Raw genomic sequence first — 14695 nt, 5'->3', positions numbered from 1 at the left:
CTCTAGGTGAAATTATTTTTCTCATAACGAATACCAATGTAATATTTTTATGAAATACACAAAGAGCCCTATCTTCTTAAAAGAAGGGCTCTTGCTAGAAATCTATTTTTATGTGGAATTAAATTCCGGCGAGTTCTTTTATTTTTCCTTTAACAACGGAATATCCGGTGTATTGCACTTTTGAACATAATGTATCTAATTTCATTTCAAGCGACATGGTATAAACTTCTTTGGCGTCGTTATCCATAATGTTTTTATTGACGTTCAAGAAACGATATCCTTTGCCAATGTCACCATAGTCTTTGGTATATTTTTGATATTGAGGAGCCTGTGTCTCTCTGAGGAAATTAAAGTGGTCAACACAAACGTTATTGGTTGAAGCCAAAGTGATGCCGGTCAAGTTTGCGGTGCGTTTTGCAATATAATTATCCGTTGGTGTATTTGCATTCGTATACCCAGTCGTTGCCGCAGCTGTTTTATGGTTGTTGCTCTGAGGCTTCTTTGTTGGCTGAGTTGAGCATGCAGCCAACAGACAGATTGATCCCAAGATCAATAATTTTGATGAACCCATGTTCATATAAAATAGCTCCTTAATTACATCATGATTAAATCATTATTAAACGGCCAGTATTGGCTACGGTTGGGGCAAGTGTGGTGCAACTCGCGCAGGGTGTTGAGGAAGAACTTTCCCTGCAACGAATGACAACAACGGCGTTCTTGGTGAATAGTCACCAAAACGCGAATCAAAATAAGAGGGCGGAAATCTCGCTCTCAAAAAATAAAATAAGAAGTTGATATTTTTCACATTAAAGTATGAGACGAGTCCACCCGTATAGCGGTAAAGCGTTTTATGCGAAATTCTAAGCGTTCTGGCTATCAGGCTAAACGTCCATCCTTTATTTGCCATAAGAATAATAGCCATTTTCATTGAGCCCAATTTTTTAACACAAATAAGATCGTTGAACTCTTTAATGAAGTAATAAGTTAAGCTTGATCTGAGCAACGAGGGCATATCACGCATCCAAACTGACAGCGGAGCATTAATATCGATATGCGGTAATCGCTCTAATACCATCGACATATCGCCGGCTGAACAAATAAGGATCACTGATGTACGGTTTGCATAGGCATTTTTTAAAATAATCCCAAGATCTGACATAAGTTTCAAACTATCTACATCAATAAAAATAGCCTTATTGACGATGATTTTTGGGTCAAGATCGTCAAGTAAGGAGAATAGACCTAACTTTAGGTATTCGTTATCCGTAATAATGGAAATCTTGTTGTGTCTCTTGTCATCATTCATGGTAATTTTCATTTTATGTTTATGTCCAAATCAAGCATGAAACTCATCTTAGGTTAGCGATAGCGTCAGCAGCATAACGAGTCAAATCTCGATATATGACTTACGGCATTGAGCCGCATAGATTGAGGAAGGAGGCGGTCTATTAACTTTGAAAATTCAAATTCCACAATCATCATTAGGCTACTATCATTTTTTACGTTCTATGTTAAAAACGAATGGTTAAAAAACGGAAATACTCCGCGCTTCAATATACGTATAACAGAATGAACAATGGCCAAATTAAGGGAGCTCTGTTGTTCAGCGATGTTGCTCAGCGGCAGCCGCAGGCTAAAACCGCGTAACTCTTCTACCTGTCTAGTGCTGATTATTATTAGATGACCAGAGGTGAAGATATTATTGGTGCGCTTTATGGTGCGCCTTCGTTTTCTTGAGCAAAAGTATACTTAGGCCTACTCTTGTCAGATATTTATATCAGTGAAATTTTGTTTTATAATTTTATCGTCTGGTTATATTGGTTTTTTTAGAGTTTTAATTCGGTTTTATAAGCCACTCATCGGATGACTCATCCAATTCTGGAATATTCGTGATGATGTAAAAGGTATTCGTGATGGGGATTTTGAGGGGGGAAATTTAATAGTGAGCTGATAGGACGTGAGTGAGGGAATAGGAGCAAAGGGAGACAATCGTATTATGGCGTTGGGTCAAGATCGGCAGCAGTCGTGCTCGACGCGGCTGTAGAAATCAGGCTGGGTTAGCGTGAGTGCCACCCAGCATAGAAGCAAAGGTTATTGCATCACTCTCAGTAACGTATCCAGCAACCCTGGGAAACGGGTATCTAAATCTTCTCTACGTAAAGAAATCATATTCTCGCGTCCCTGTGGACGCTGCCAGATCACGCCGCTGTCGCGCAATACACGCCAGTGATGCGTCATGGTGGATTTGGCAATTTCTTCTGGACGTAGCGCGTTGCAGCTGAGTTCGCCGCCGTCGGCGAGCAGGCGGAGGATCTCCAGTCTTAGCGGGTTACCGAGGGCTAATAGGACATTTTCCAACGTGATCTGTTCAGGTTCGGGATGGTTAGCAATCATAGGCTTCCTAAGTTAGCGCACAGTTTGAGCTATCTTAATGATAGGCTCATCCTTAAAAAAATAGTTCGTATATACTCGTACAATAGGACTATTATAACAGACGAACACACAGACGACCATTTCGGTTGTTCTATTTAAGTCAAACTGACTAAGGATTTATCATGCCCCGACCCGTCCCTCTCGAACGTTATCGCAACATCGGTATCTCCGCGCATATCGATGCCGGTAAAACGACGACCACCGAGCGCATTCTGTTTTATACCGGAATGAGCCATAAAATGGGTGAAGTTCACGATGGCGCGGCAACAACAGACTGGATGGCGCAGGAGCAAGAGCGCGGGATTACCATTACCTCCGCCGCGGTGAGTGCCTTCTGGTCTGGTATGGATCGAAATTTTGAACCGCACCGGATCAACATTATCGACACCCCAGGGCACGTGGATTTCACCATTGAAGTGGAGCGATCCATGCGCGTGCTCGACGGCGCGGTGATGGTGTATGACTCCGTCGGTGGTGTACAGCCGCAGTCAGAAACTGTCTGGCGACAGGCAAATAAATATCACGTACCGCGTCTGGCGTTCGTGAATAAAATGGACCGTCAGGGAGCCGATTTCTTCCGCGTGGTACAGATGATGATTGACCGCCTGAAAGCTAATCCGGTGCCGATTGTCATTCCTGTCGGTGCAGAAGAGCATTTTACCGGCGTGGTCGATCTCATCAAAATGCGCACCATTTTGTGGGACGATGCCACTCAGGGAATGACCTTCAGCTATGGTCCGGTACCAGACGATTTGCTGAGTACTGTGCAAATCTGGCGGGACAAAATGGTCTCGGCGGCGGCGGAAGCCACTGATGCTCTGATGGATAAATACCTGGAAACAGGCGAGCTAAGCGAATCGGAAATCATTGAAGGGCTGCGCAAGCGCACTATCAAAGGTGAGATCCAGCCGATGCTGTGCGGCAGTGCGTTTAAAAACAAAGGCGTGCAGCGCATGCTTGATGCGGTGGTCGAACTGATGCCGTCGCCCCTCGACGTTCCGGCTATTGATGGCGTGGATGAAAAAGGGCAGCCAGCGGAACGCCATCCGAGTGACGATGAACCGTTCTCGGCGTTAGCGTTCAAGCTGATGACCGACCCGTACGTTGGTCAACTGACCTTTATCCGTGTCTATTCCGGCGTGCTGAAAAAAGGCGACGCGGTGTACAACCCGGTTAAAGGGAAAAAAGAGCGTATTGGACGCATTGTGCTGATGCATGCCAACGATCGTCATGAAGTCGACGAGCTGCGGGCGGGGGATATTGCCGCCTGTGTTGGACTGAAAGATGTCACGACGGGCGATACACTGACCGATCCGGATCACGTGATCACGCTTGAGCGCATGGAATTCCCAGAACCGGTGATTTCGCTGGCGATCGAGCCGAAAACCAAGGCCGATCAGGAGAAAATGGGTATCGCATTGCAGCGTCTGGCGGCGGAAGATCCGTCGTTCCGCTTGCACACGGACGAAGAGTCCGGTCAGACAATCATCTACGGAATGGGCGAGCTGCATCTGGAAATTATCGTCGACCGCATGAAACGCGAGTTTGGCGTTGAGGCCAATATCGGGCGTCCGCAGGTGACTTATCGCGAGACGTTACGCAAAGCGGTGAAAGAGATCGAAGGTAAATTTGTGCGTCAGTCCGGTGGGAAAGGGCAGTACGGTCATGTGGTTCTGAGTCTGGAACCGCTTGAGCCGGGCAGCGGCTTTAAGTTTGAAGATGCCACCAAAGGCGGCGTGGTGCCGCGCGAGTACATTCCATCCGTGGAGAAAGGCCTGCGCGAAGCCATGAGCAACGGTGTGCTGGCGGGTTATCCGGTGGTGGACGTAAAAGCGACCCTGACGTTTGGTTCGTATCACGACGTCGACTCTTCGGAAATGGCTTTCCGTATGGCGGCGATCTTTGGCTTTAAAGACGGCGCGCGCCAAGCCGATCCGGCCATTCTGGAACCGGTGATGCACGTCGAGGTGGAAACGCCGGAAGAGTACGCAGGGAACATCATGGGCGATCTCTCTTCCCGTCGCGGCATGGTGCAGGGCATGGAAGAGCGGTTTGGCAGCCAGATTATTCGTGCTGACGTTCCGCTGGCCGAGATGTTTGGTTACGCAACCACGTTGAGATCGATGTCTCAGGGGCGCGCAACCTACAGCATGGAGTTTCACCATTATGCCGAAGCACCGCGCAACGTGGCCGAAGATATCATTGCCAACCGCGCAAAAGCATAGTTTGCTGCGCATTTGGCCTTGATGGTCTCGACAGTGCTTAGCACGTCGATAGTGTGGCGCCCTTGACAGTCAATTGCGACTACTACAGATATATCATTACGGCGAGCAGTTCGGATTGCCCCCATCAACGCTGGTCTTTGTTCCGCGGGGGCCGTTCCGCTAACATTCTCATCAACAAACACAAAGTCATCTTCCAGAGCATAACCATCAGCCACGATTTGCTGGTGCTGATTTTTTACAGTCTAGTCGCTGGTTGATACACATTAGGTAAGGAATAACAGCTATGCTAAATTCTCTGGGTGATTTGTTCGTAAATCATGGCCGTTCATAAAAACATAATCAACCTTTGCGAATGCATAAAACGCTATGATTGAGACTGTCCGTAAAGGAGAGTCCTTCTGAACAGTTAAAAGGGGTACGAGCAAATCTGCTTAAGCCCCTTATTGTTAATTAAATTACCTTCCACTTTCTTTCAGGGCTTTTGCCTGAGCGATGGCCCCACTGCTAAATATCGGATGCTCATGGTTGTTCGTTACATCGCGCACTCGGTAGATTTTCCAGATTCCATCCTCACGACGTAAAAACGCCTCAAGATGGATATAGCCGCCGTTTTCAACACCTTCCATTACTTGAACCACTTCTCCGCCCAAAAATGGCGTTGCACCCTCAACGCGCAACTGTGGAACCCAATCACTTGAATAATCTTGCACGTAGGTAAAGTAATCAGACTCCATTAGCTCTTGCTCTGGAATATCCTGGATAGCGTTAATACGGCCTATCGTATCGGCTGATACGTATTTATTAAGTTTATCAGAAGGGTATGGTGCCGTGACATTGCTACCGAATTGCGTCAGATACGACGTGTAAAACTCTTTGGCCTGTTTGGTCGCCTGCTGGTTTTGATTGGGAACCGAGCTGCATGCTACCAGCAAGATGACAGCCGGCAAAAGTAATCTTTTCATCAGTTCATCCGATAGATTTTGAAAGACGGGTGCAAGCGGCGATAGCCAGGGCCGGGATACATACCACTTTGAACAAAGTCACTAATCCAAGTCATACCGTCAGACATAGTCATATGACCAATCCCATTACCTCCGGGATAAGGTTGAATCACTGCCACGTCACCGGGAAGCAACATAGAGCCTGGTGGCACCTCGCTAAATCCCGCTCTTATCAGATTTGCACCGTAGTCCTTTGCGTAATGCGAGTTTGGCGAACCAATATCAACACCGCCCGCCAGAATTGCTAGTCGGGTAAATCTGGCACATTCACTATGCGATCTGCCGAGTGCATGCGTCCTCAAATACGATATTGCTACCTGCTTGTTCCAGCTCATTTTATATCCCTGATATGGCCTAAAATTACTTCTTACTCCTTAACTTAAATTTCTACTCATCAAAAAATGCGAAAAATATATGAGATTACGCTTTTCACAAGCCACTCTGAAACCGTACTTAGTAGTTCTCTTCTCTTGCACCCTTAACTAACTGTAAACACTTAACTACCACTAATAGACCGAACTCAGCAGCGGGAACGGAATGGGGGGAGTGTTACCAACGGTGCAAAACTGAGCCGTTGGGCTATCGTCAAAAAACTAGGCATCTCTCCTAACACCGCCAAGCGCTACCTGAAGGTAAAATCTGAGCTTCCAGAATACACGTCAAGACCCAGAGCCTCCTCCGTTCTGGATAAATACCGTGATTATGTTCGTGCGCGTATTCAAGACGTCCAGAGGCGAAAGAAAAAAGCTGCATGGCTTACACAAGATAAAATTAAAAGTTTGCCGTTAGCCGAGCATTTCAATCTGCTCGGTTTTTTTATGTCATGACAAATTGCAAAAAACAAAACTCTAGTCGCGAAAACTAAAAAATATATTTATTTCAATAAGTTATTTTTCTTAATGAATGAGCTATTAAGAGGCTAAACTGAAAAACACTGAAATCCTTTTCAATGTTTTCAGTTTGTATTCCTTTGCTGAATCCTAGTAGTGGCGCGGGTTAGCCTACCGAGTTGTAGAAAATCAAAACTGAAAAATTTTTCAGATACAAAAGCCGCAGGCGGGTGCGGTGTAGTGCCGTTTTCGTCATTTTAATGTTTGATGTACTTGAGGTATGATCAAACAATCATGGATTATGTGATTTTTTATGGTGGGCGCTTTGTATATTTATAAATATCGTGAGTTTAGTATAAACAATCTCAATGCATTACAAGATAATAAAATTTGGTTTTCAAGAGGGAGTAATTTTAATGATCCTTTTGATTGTTCAATGAATGTTCCGGTTACTTTGACCAGCAGAGAGTCTATAAAGAATTTTATAATAAATAATCCAACAAAAAGCTCTCTTGTCGAGATGGCTAAAAATGACCACAGCCTTCTAGAGAATATTGTTGATAGCCAATTTAATGCAGCGAAAATTCAGCTTGAAAAATATGGGATTGAAAATCATGAGCTATCCCCCGTATTTAATATAGTGTCAGGCGCATTATTAAGATCATTTGTCTGTTGTTTCTCTAAAAATGCAACTAACCCTTTGCTATGGTCTCATTATGCTGGCTCACACTCAGGTTATTGTATAAGATTTAAAAAAGAAATTCTTTTAAAAGATTTATTACCATCTCAACATGGTGATGTTAAATACAGCAATAGCCCAGTAAACTTAATGAATGGATTATATGATGGAAGTAATGCAGCTAAGGATATAATTTTTTCAAAATCACTCCCTTGGAAATATGAGGACGAATATAGATTAATTCATTCTGAATTAGCGGTTAATGATAGTGATAATTATAGAGTTTGTGATTATTCCGATGATGCTATTGACTGTATTATTTTAGGATATTCTGCAGGTGAGAAAAACTTGAAGTTATTGAAGTCCATATTTAATGACAAAAAGGTTTTTTTCAAAAAAATAGAACGTGGTACACATGACTATAATTTGCATGTTGGGACTGGGAGGCTTTAAGGAAATTATCAATGAGGGTTTATAAATATCGCGGTGAAAATAGAGATATTATAAAGAGAGATTTGAAAAGTTTAGTTAATAATGAAATTTATGGCGCGCCTATATGTAGTTTAAATGATATATTTTGGATGTAGAACTAATGACCTATTATTTAAATTAGTAATGAAAGTGTTGCAGGGACGAAATCTAAAATATTATAAAATGAGGTTAAAAAAAGACTCTTACTCTTTAGGACGTGTAATTATAGAGGATAAATATGCAGGAATGGCTTATGGCAAAGGAATGATTGCTACAGTAGATAAAGGAATCCCTTATATTTACGAGGGGGGTAAAAAGTATGAGGATTACTTTTTGAAAGCAATAGATATTGTCAGAAAATTTCCTGATAGTAAATCTATAATTGACGTCGAACTCTCTGTTAATAAAGGTGACAGAATAAATCCTGTTGTCTTTGTTCAATATAAATAAAATGATTATAATTTCCTCTAATAGAGTTCTTATCAACATGCGCAAGTTGCATTTCGATCCAAGCACTATCAAAACCCTTCTCATGCAGAATTGTGCTCATCATATGTCGAAATCCGTGACCGGTTAATCTGCCATGATAGCCAATCATCTTGATGAATTTATATTATAGTCGCCTCGCTCATTGGCTTACGCACATCATTGCGACCAGGAAAAACCAGTGTGTAATTGCCAGAGATGACTTTTAGTTTTTTCAGTATGTCAATTGCTTGCTTTGATAGAGGAACCAAATGGGGACGACTTTTTTTTATGTGTTCTTTTGGTATTTCCCATAGAGCATTATCGAGATTGAACTCTTTCCACTCTACGGCGCGCAGTTCAATAGTTCTTACTCCTGTCAGCATCAGCATCAGCATCAGCATCAGCATCAGCAGCTGTGTGGCGTACTTCGATAATTGGCTTCCCTGATAGTTTTCTAAAGCAGCCACAAATTCGGGAATCTCATCAGCTGTTAAGAACGGGAAGTGATTCGTTTGTGGCTTATCGCAAGAGTGTATAGATTCCAGTAGAAAGAATGAGACTTCCTTAGACTATGATCCAATTTTATTGTTTGAATTTAAAGGAATAATGGACTTCGTGAGATGGTTTGAGAACTCAGAATGGTGTCCCCTGCAGGAATCGAACCTGCAACTAGCCCTTAGGAGGGGCTCGTTATATCCATTTAACTAAGAGGACAACGGCCGCCATTATACGCATTTTTATCAATAGAATAAGTGTGGTTGGTGTTGATTGCCTGCTTTGTCACCAATCTTGTGAAGTTTTCCTCGTAAAGCGCGTTACTTTCTCTTTTCGATATTCCCCAATGTTATGTGTTTATGAAATATATTAATCAAATGTAACTCGCCGTAACGCTGCATCGGTGGAGAGGGAGGCGTGCTAATCTCACTATTGGCGGTGCTCTGCTGGATAGGGTGTGATATCACTCCTTGATCTGACGCGGAATTTTACCTCCATGTGGGTAGTTTTCGCACAGGCTGCGGGGTACGAGCTGTTATAGGCTTATGATATGATGTGCTATCTCGATTTTAGGAATACATTCTTCGATGCTGAATATCTCCCTTCTAACCTGTAGCCGTGACGAGCGAGTGCTGTTTAGCCAGCTTAGTTTTCAGGTTAATGCGGGTGAAATGGTGCAAATAGAAGGTCCCAATGGGGCAGGAAAAACCACCTTGCTACGGATGATTGCCGGACTGTCTCAGCCTGAAAGTGGCGATATTCAGTGGCAACAAAAATCTATTCGTAAACAGCGCGAAGAGTATCAACAGCAGATGATTTATGTTGGCCATCAGGCCGGGGTGAAATCGGTGTTAACGCCGTTCGAAAACCTCGCGTTTTATCAAGAAGTGCAAGGCGATAATAATCAAGATGCGATTTGGGACGCACTGGCTCAGGTTGATCTTATCGGCTATGAAGACGTTCCCGTTGCCCAGCTTTCTGCCGGGCAGCAGCGCCGAGTTGCGCTGGCGCGACTCTGGCTGAGTAAAGCCAAGCTCTGGATTTTAGACGAACCGCTTACCGCCATTGATAAATCCGGCGTGGCGAAGTTGATCGCACTGTTTGAGCAACACACGCGCTCGGGAGGCATTATTTTGCTAACCACGCACCAGGATTTGGATTATCGCATGCGTAAGTTGCGCCTAAGCGGAGAGGAAACGGCACTATGATCATGACCGTTTTGCGCCGCGAGCTGAAAATTGCCTTTCGCAACGGCGCTGAAATTATTAATCCGCTGTGGTTCTTTTTGATTGTCATTACGCTGTTTCCATTAAGTATCGGCCCTGAACCCCAGCTGTTGGCGCGTATCGCCCCAGGCGTGGTCTGGGTTGCGGCTTTGCTGGCGGCGTTACTTTCGTTAGAACGATTGTTTAAAGACGATTATCTGGATGGCACCCTAGAGCAACTGATGCTCACGCCATCTCCGCTAGCGTTAACGGTGTTGGCAAAGGTATTGGCCCATTGGCTGGTGACAGGACTACCGCTGCTAATCCTTTCTCCGTTAGTGGCGCTATTGCTCTCTTTTGATATGGCAACGTGGTGGGCTGTGGCATTAACGCTGTTGCTTGGCACCCCGACGTTGAGCTTTATTGGTTCGATTGGCGTTGCGTTAACGGTTGGATTGCGCAAAGGCGGCGTTTTGTTGAGCTTGCTGGTGCTGCCTCTTTATATACCTATCCTGATTTTTGCGACGTCGGCAATTGATGCGGCTTCGATGGGAATGCCTATCGGTGGATATTTGGCCATTTTAGGCGCGATGCTGGCGGGAAGTATTACGCTGTCGCCTTTTGCTGCGGCAGCTGCGCTTCGGGTTAGCGTGCAATAGCGTATTCGGTAAAGCCGAATTCAGCTATTAACAAAACCTTTTTGTTTGTCGCTAGTATCATGCGTCAAACTAACGAACGAATATGTATTGCGGTATGAAAGTAGATTGTCTGAAAAGAGCCTGCAAGCAGTAGAAGACAGCGCCTTTTTGTGGGGTTTCGGCAGTGACGCCGAGACAAAAATTTTTCGTTTTGTGAGCATAAATCTCAATGTGGAAATGGCTACATCAGCTTGCCAAGCCTGAGCGGCTTTATCATCTTTGCGGTAAGTTCGTCCCGTGGCTTGGATTAGCCGGGGCGGTATGCCTGTTAGTGGGTTGGATCTGGGGCTTTGGCTATGCGCCGTCCGATTACCAGCAGGGTAATAGCTATCGCATTATGTACATCCATGTGCCTGCGGCTATCTGGTCGATGGGGATCTATGCCTCCATGGCGATTGCGGCGTTTATCGGTTTGGTCTGGCAGATGAAAATGTCCGATCTGGTCAGCGCAGCAATGGCGCCGGTTGGCGCGGTGTTTACCTTTATTGCGCTGGCGACAGGATCGGCGTGGGGCAAGCCGATGTGGGGAACGTGGTGGGTTTGGGATGCGCGTTTAACCTCCGAGCTGGTGCTGCTGTTCCTCTATTTAGGCGCCATTGCGTTGTATAACGCCTTTGAGGATCGCCGTACTGCTGGTCGCGCCGCCGGTATTCTGGTTCTCGTTGGCGTGGTCAATCTGCCGATTATTCATTTCTCCGTTGAGTGGTGGAATACCCTGCATCAGGGATCGACCAATATGCAAAATACCATTGATCCGAGCATGCGCTATCCGCTGCGTTGGGCGATCTTCGGCTACCTGTTTTTCTTCATCACCTTAACGTTGATGCGTTTACGCAATTTAATTTTACTGCAAGAGCGTAGACGTCCTTGGGTGAATGCGTTAGTGAACCCTCGCCTAAAAAATCAGCCTAAGGAGCGTTCCTGATGAGCCCAGCATTTTCCTCTTGGCAGGATTTCTTCGCGATGGGCGGTTATGCCTTTTACGTTTGGCTTTCTGTTGCCGCAACGCTTATCCCATTACTTTTATTGGTTTGCCATACCCAGTGGCAACGCCGCCAAATTTTGACTGAAGTTCGCCGCCATCAGGCGCGTGAACAGCGAATGAAACAAGCGCAGGGTCAGCAGCGCGCTTCGTCAGCTTCACAAGGAGAGCAATCATCATGAACCCGCGTCGTAAGAGTCGCCTCTATCTGGCCATTGTCGTTTTACTCGGCTTGGCAGTGACGATCACTTTGGTGCTTTATGCATTGCGCTCGAATATTGATCTGTTTTATACGCCAACGGAGATCCTACAGGGTAAAGGTGAAAACCATGAGAAGCCTGAAGTGGGTCAGCGTTTGCGTATTGGCGGGATGGTGATGCCCGGATCGGTGAAACGCGATCAGCAAAGCCTGAAAGTCTCATTTAAAATCTACGATGCGCATGGCGCTATTGGTGTGACTTACGAAGGCATCTTGCCGGATTTATTCCGCGAAGGGCAGGGCGTCGTTGCACAAGGCGTGATGGGTGAAGACAACGTGGTGCATGCCAAAGAAGTGTTGGCAAAACACGATGAAAAATATACGCCACCTGAGGTAAAAGAAGCGATGGAGCAAAACCATAATCGCCCAGCTGATTCCTATCAGCAGAATAGTGGCAATGCGAATGCGGGGAGCCCGCAGTCATGATCCCTGAAATTGGCAATTTCCTGCTATCGCTCTCATTAGCGCTCTCCGTATTGCTGAGCATTTATCCGCTATGGGGGGCCGCGCGACAAGACGTGCGTATGATGTCGGTGGCGCGTCCATTGACCTATGGCTTGTTCTTTAGCATTGCGATTTCATTTGGTTGTTTGGTGTATGCCTTTATTACCAACGATTTTACGGTGTCCTACGTTGCGGCAAACTCGAATACCCAGCTTCCGGTCTATTACCGCATCGCAGCAACGTGGGGCGCACATGAGGGATCGCTTCTCCTCTGGGTGCTGCTGTTAAGCTGTTGGACGCTGGCCGTGGCGCTATTTAGCCGCAGCATGCCGCAGGACTCGGTGGCACGCGTGCTGTCGGTGATGGGGATGATTAACGTCGGCTTCTTGCTGTTCATTATTCTCACCTCCAACCCCTTTACGCGCACGTTACCGAACTTCCCTATTGACGGCAGCGATCTGAATCCGCTGTTGCAGGATATTGGTCTGATTTTCCATCCACCGCTGCTGTATATGGGCTATGTTGGATTCTCGGTCGCCTTTGCGTTCTCCATTGCGTCACTGATGGCGGGGCGCTTAGATACCGCATGGGCGCGTTGGTCACGTCCGTGGACGATGGCAGCATGGATTTTCCTCACCATGGGCATTGTTTTAGGTTCCGCCTGGGCCTATTACGAGCTGGGCTGGGGCGGCTGGTGGTTCTGGGATCCGGTAGAAAATGCTTCCTTTATGCCATGGCTGGCGGGTACGGCGCTGCTGCACTCGTTGGCGGTAACTGAAAAACGCGGGACGTTCAAAGCGTGGACGGTGCTGCTAGCGATCACGGCTTTTTCTCTGTGCCTGTTGGGGACGTTCCTTGTACGTTCCGGCGTATTAGTTTCAGTGCACTCATTCGCTTCCGATCCGGCGCGTGGAATGTTCATTCTGGCCTATTTGGTTATCGTCATCGGTGGCTCATTGCTGCTGTATGCGGTCAAAGGTGCGCAGGTTCGTAGCCGCACGCAGCACGAGGTGTTTTCACGCGAAACCTTCTTGCTAGGAAACAACGTACTGTTAGTTGCTGCCATGCTGGTGGTGCTGTTAGGGACGTTGTTGCCGCTGGTGCATAAACAGCTTGGCTTGGGCAGTATTTCCATCGGTGAGCCTTTCTTTAACTCGATGTTTACCTGGCTGATGGCGCCGTTCGCGCTGCTGCTAGGCGTTGGACCGTTAGTGCGCTGGCGTCGTGATGAACCGGCTAAGTTCTGGAAACGTTTGTTGGTTGCGATGATTGTGACCGTGATCCTTTCCGTGCTGCTGCCTTGGCTGATGCAGGACCGCGTTGAAGGTATGACGGTGGTTGGCCTGCTGATGGCATTCTGGGTAGTGATTCTTACGCTGATGGAATTACACGAGCGCGCTACGCATCGCCACGGTTTCTGGAAGGGGCTGACTAAACTGCCTCGCAGCCACTGGGGCATGGTGCTAGGCCATTTGGGCGTTGCCGTGACGGTAATTGGTATCGCCTTTAGCCAAAGCTACAGCATCGAGCGCGATGTGCGCATGAAGTCTGGTGATAGCGTCGATATTCACAATTATCACTTTGTGTTCCGCGATGTGCATGACATCAAAGGCCCGAACTATACCGGCGGGGTGGGCATCATTGATGTTACGCGCGACGGTAAGCCAGAGGCCACTCTGCGTGCTGAAAAACGTTACTACGCGACCGCGCGCAGCATGATGACCGAAGCGGCCATTGACGGCGGTTTAACTCGCGATCTGTATGCGGCATTGGGTGAAGAACTCGATGACGGCGCGTGGGCTGTGCGTCTTTATTACAAGCCTTTTGTGCGCTGGATCTGGTACGGCGGCGTGCTGATGGCGATTGGCGGCGTGTTATGCATGCTCGACCCGCGCTATCGCTCAAGCCGTAAAGAAAAGGCACAACAAGAGAAAGCGGAGAAAACAGCATGAATCGCAAGCTGCTCTTTATCCCGTTAGTGTTATTTATGCTGCTGGTGCTGGCGTTTGTTATCCAGCTACAGCGCAACGCGGGTGGGGAAGATCCCACCATGCTGGAATCTGCGTTGATCGGTAAACCTGTTCCTGAATTCAAGCTGGAATCGTTGGATCAGCCGGGCAAAACCTTTGACCAAGGCGTGCTGCACGACGGCAAACCGATGTTGCTGAACGTATGGGCGACATGGTGTCCAACCTGCTATGCCGAGCATCAGTATCTGAATAAGCTGGCGGCGAAAGGGATCCGCGTCGTTGGGCTGAACTATAAAGATGACCGCCAGAAAGCGGTCAAATGGCTGAATGATTTAGGGAATCCTTATGCGTTAAGCCTGTATGACGGCGACGGCATGTTGGGTTTGGATCTCGGCGTTTATGGCGCACCTGAAACTTTCCTGATCGATGGCAATGGCATTATTCGCTATCGCCATGCGGGCGATCTCAACGATCGCGTATGGCAACAAGAGATCGAGCCTTTATACCGCCAATATGAAGGAGCTAAATAATGCGA

At 46.7% G+C, this 14695-nt stretch carries 15 protein-coding genes, 1 tRNA gene and 2 pseudogenes; 10 read left to right on the top strand and 8 right to left on the bottom strand.

Features of this window, described 5'->3' with window-relative positions; translation table 11 throughout:
• Window positions 1–118 precede the first annotated feature (118 nt).
• From CPY98_RS14025 to CPY98_RS14015, 3 genes are all read right to left on the bottom strand, one after another.
• The gene (locus CPY98_RS14025) at window positions 119–577 is read right to left on the bottom strand and encodes a hypothetical protein (protein ID WP_043494410.1); all 459 of its coding nucleotides are present in this window, start codon (window positions 575–577) and stop codon (window positions 119–121) included.
• A 57-nt stretch (window positions 578–634) separates the two neighbouring features.
• Window positions 635–1306 carry a helix-turn-helix domain-containing protein gene (locus tag CPY98_RS14020; protein ID WP_226930237.1) on the bottom strand — a complete coding sequence of 224 codons (672 nt, stop codon included), beginning with the start codon at window positions 1304–1306 and terminating at the stop codon, window positions 635–637.
• A 785-nt stretch (window positions 1307–2091) separates the two neighbouring features.
• Window positions 2092–2394: a helix-turn-helix transcriptional regulator gene (locus tag CPY98_RS14015; RefSeq protein WP_043494408.1), complete on the bottom strand. Its 303-nt coding sequence runs from the start codon at window positions 2392–2394 to the stop codon at window positions 2092–2094.
• A gap of 161 nt (window positions 2395–2555) precedes the next feature.
• On the opposite strand from CPY98_RS14015, the gene fusA reads away from it, so the two are divergent.
• Window positions 2556–4658 carry an elongation factor G gene (gene fusA / locus CPY98_RS14010; protein WP_096388125.1) on the top strand — a complete coding sequence of 701 codons (2103 nt, stop codon included), beginning with the start codon at window positions 2556–2558 and terminating at the stop codon, window positions 4656–4658.
• On the opposite strand, the pseudogene CPY98_RS21130 reads toward fusA, so the two are convergent.
• The 3 genes and pseudogenes from CPY98_RS21130 to CPY98_RS21125 form a co-directional block, all read right to left on the bottom strand.
• Window positions 4598–4882 (bottom strand): annotated as a pseudogene (locus CPY98_RS21130) (recombinase family protein); the annotation flags it as partial. The gene fusA and the pseudogene CPY98_RS21130 sit on opposite strands and share 61 nt — an antisense overlap.
• A 231-nt stretch (window positions 4883–5113) precedes the next feature.
• On the bottom strand, window positions 5114–5620 hold the full coding sequence (locus tag CPY98_RS14000; RefSeq protein WP_046448614.1) for a YbjP/YqhG family protein: 507 nt from the start codon (window positions 5618–5620) through the stop codon (window positions 5114–5116).
• Window positions 5620–5811, bottom strand: a complete 192-nt coding sequence (locus CPY98_RS21125; RefSeq protein WP_369828235.1) for a hypothetical protein — start codon at window positions 5809–5811, stop codon at window positions 5620–5622. Before CPY98_RS21125 ends, CPY98_RS14000 begins: the two co-directional genes overlap by 1 nt.
• A gap of 991 nt (window positions 5812–6802) precedes the next feature.
• Here CPY98_RS21125 and CPY98_RS13980 point away from each other — a divergent pair.
• Window positions 6803–7621, top strand: a complete 819-nt coding sequence (locus CPY98_RS13980) for a DUF2971 domain-containing protein (protein ID WP_231899417.1) — start codon at window positions 6803–6805, stop codon at window positions 7619–7621.
• Window positions 7622–7783: 162 nt separating this feature from the next.
• Window positions 7784–8089 (top strand): hypothetical protein, encoded by a 306-nt coding sequence (locus tag CPY98_RS20875; RefSeq protein WP_157743850.1) that lies wholly within the window; start codon window positions 7784–7786, stop codon window positions 8087–8089.
• On the opposite strand, the pseudogene CPY98_RS13975 reads toward CPY98_RS20875, so the two are convergent.
• Window positions 8040–8631, bottom strand: a pseudogene (locus CPY98_RS13975) (tyrosine-type recombinase/integrase); the annotation flags it as partial. The gene CPY98_RS20875 and the pseudogene CPY98_RS13975 sit on opposite strands and share 50 nt — an antisense overlap.
• 115 nt (window positions 8632–8746) lie before the next feature.
• Window positions 8747–8821, bottom strand: a tRNA-Arg gene (locus tag CPY98_RS13970).
• Window positions 8822–9189: 368 nt separating this feature from the next.
• On the opposite strand from CPY98_RS13970, the gene ccmA reads away from it, so the two are divergent.
• The 7 genes from ccmA (at window position 9190) to CPY98_RS13935 (ending at window position 14690) form a co-directional block, all read left to right on the top strand.
• Entirely contained in the window at window positions 9190–9810 is a 621-nt protein-coding gene (gene ccmA, locus CPY98_RS13965) for a cytochrome c biogenesis heme-transporting ATPase CcmA (protein ID WP_096388118.1), read from the top strand.
• A complete protein-coding gene (gene ccmB, locus CPY98_RS13960) occupies window positions 9807–10466 on the top strand; it encodes a heme exporter protein CcmB (RefSeq protein ID WP_025797734.1) in 660 nt (219 codons plus the stop codon). Before ccmA ends, ccmB begins: the two co-directional genes overlap by 4 nt.
• Window positions 10467–10674: 208 nt before the next feature.
• Entirely contained in the window at window positions 10675–11430 is a 756-nt protein-coding gene (locus CPY98_RS13955) for a heme ABC transporter permease (protein ID WP_025797736.1), read from the top strand.
• Entirely contained in the window at window positions 11430–11669 is a 240-nt protein-coding gene (gene ccmD / locus CPY98_RS13950) for a heme exporter protein CcmD (protein ID WP_025797738.1), read from the top strand. The genes CPY98_RS13955 and ccmD overlap by 1 nt, the downstream gene beginning before the upstream one ends.
• Complete coding sequence (ccmE, locus tag CPY98_RS13945) at window positions 11666–12172, top strand: cytochrome c maturation protein CcmE (RefSeq protein WP_040045542.1); 507 nt, start codon at window positions 11666–11668, stop codon at window positions 12170–12172. Before ccmD ends, ccmE begins: the two co-directional genes overlap by 4 nt.
• Window positions 12169–14142, top strand: coding sequence for a heme lyase CcmF/NrfE family subunit (locus tag CPY98_RS13940; protein WP_096388116.1), 1974 nt, complete (start codon window positions 12169–12171; stop codon window positions 14140–14142). The genes ccmE and CPY98_RS13940 overlap by 4 nt, the downstream gene beginning before the upstream one ends.
• Window positions 14139–14690, top strand: a complete 552-nt coding sequence (locus CPY98_RS13935; protein WP_025797743.1) for a DsbE family thiol:disulfide interchange protein — start codon at window positions 14139–14141, stop codon at window positions 14688–14690. The genes CPY98_RS13940 and CPY98_RS13935 overlap by 4 nt, the downstream gene beginning before the upstream one ends.
• Window positions 14691–14695: the final 5 nt, after the last annotated feature.

Origin of the sequence: Hafnia sp. CBA7124, from assembly GCF_002355555.1 — a bacterium.
Lineage (GTDB): Bacteria > Pseudomonadota > Gammaproteobacteria > Enterobacterales > Enterobacteriaceae > Hafnia > Hafnia alvei.
This window is presented reverse-complemented; position numbering and strand designations above follow the sequence as displayed.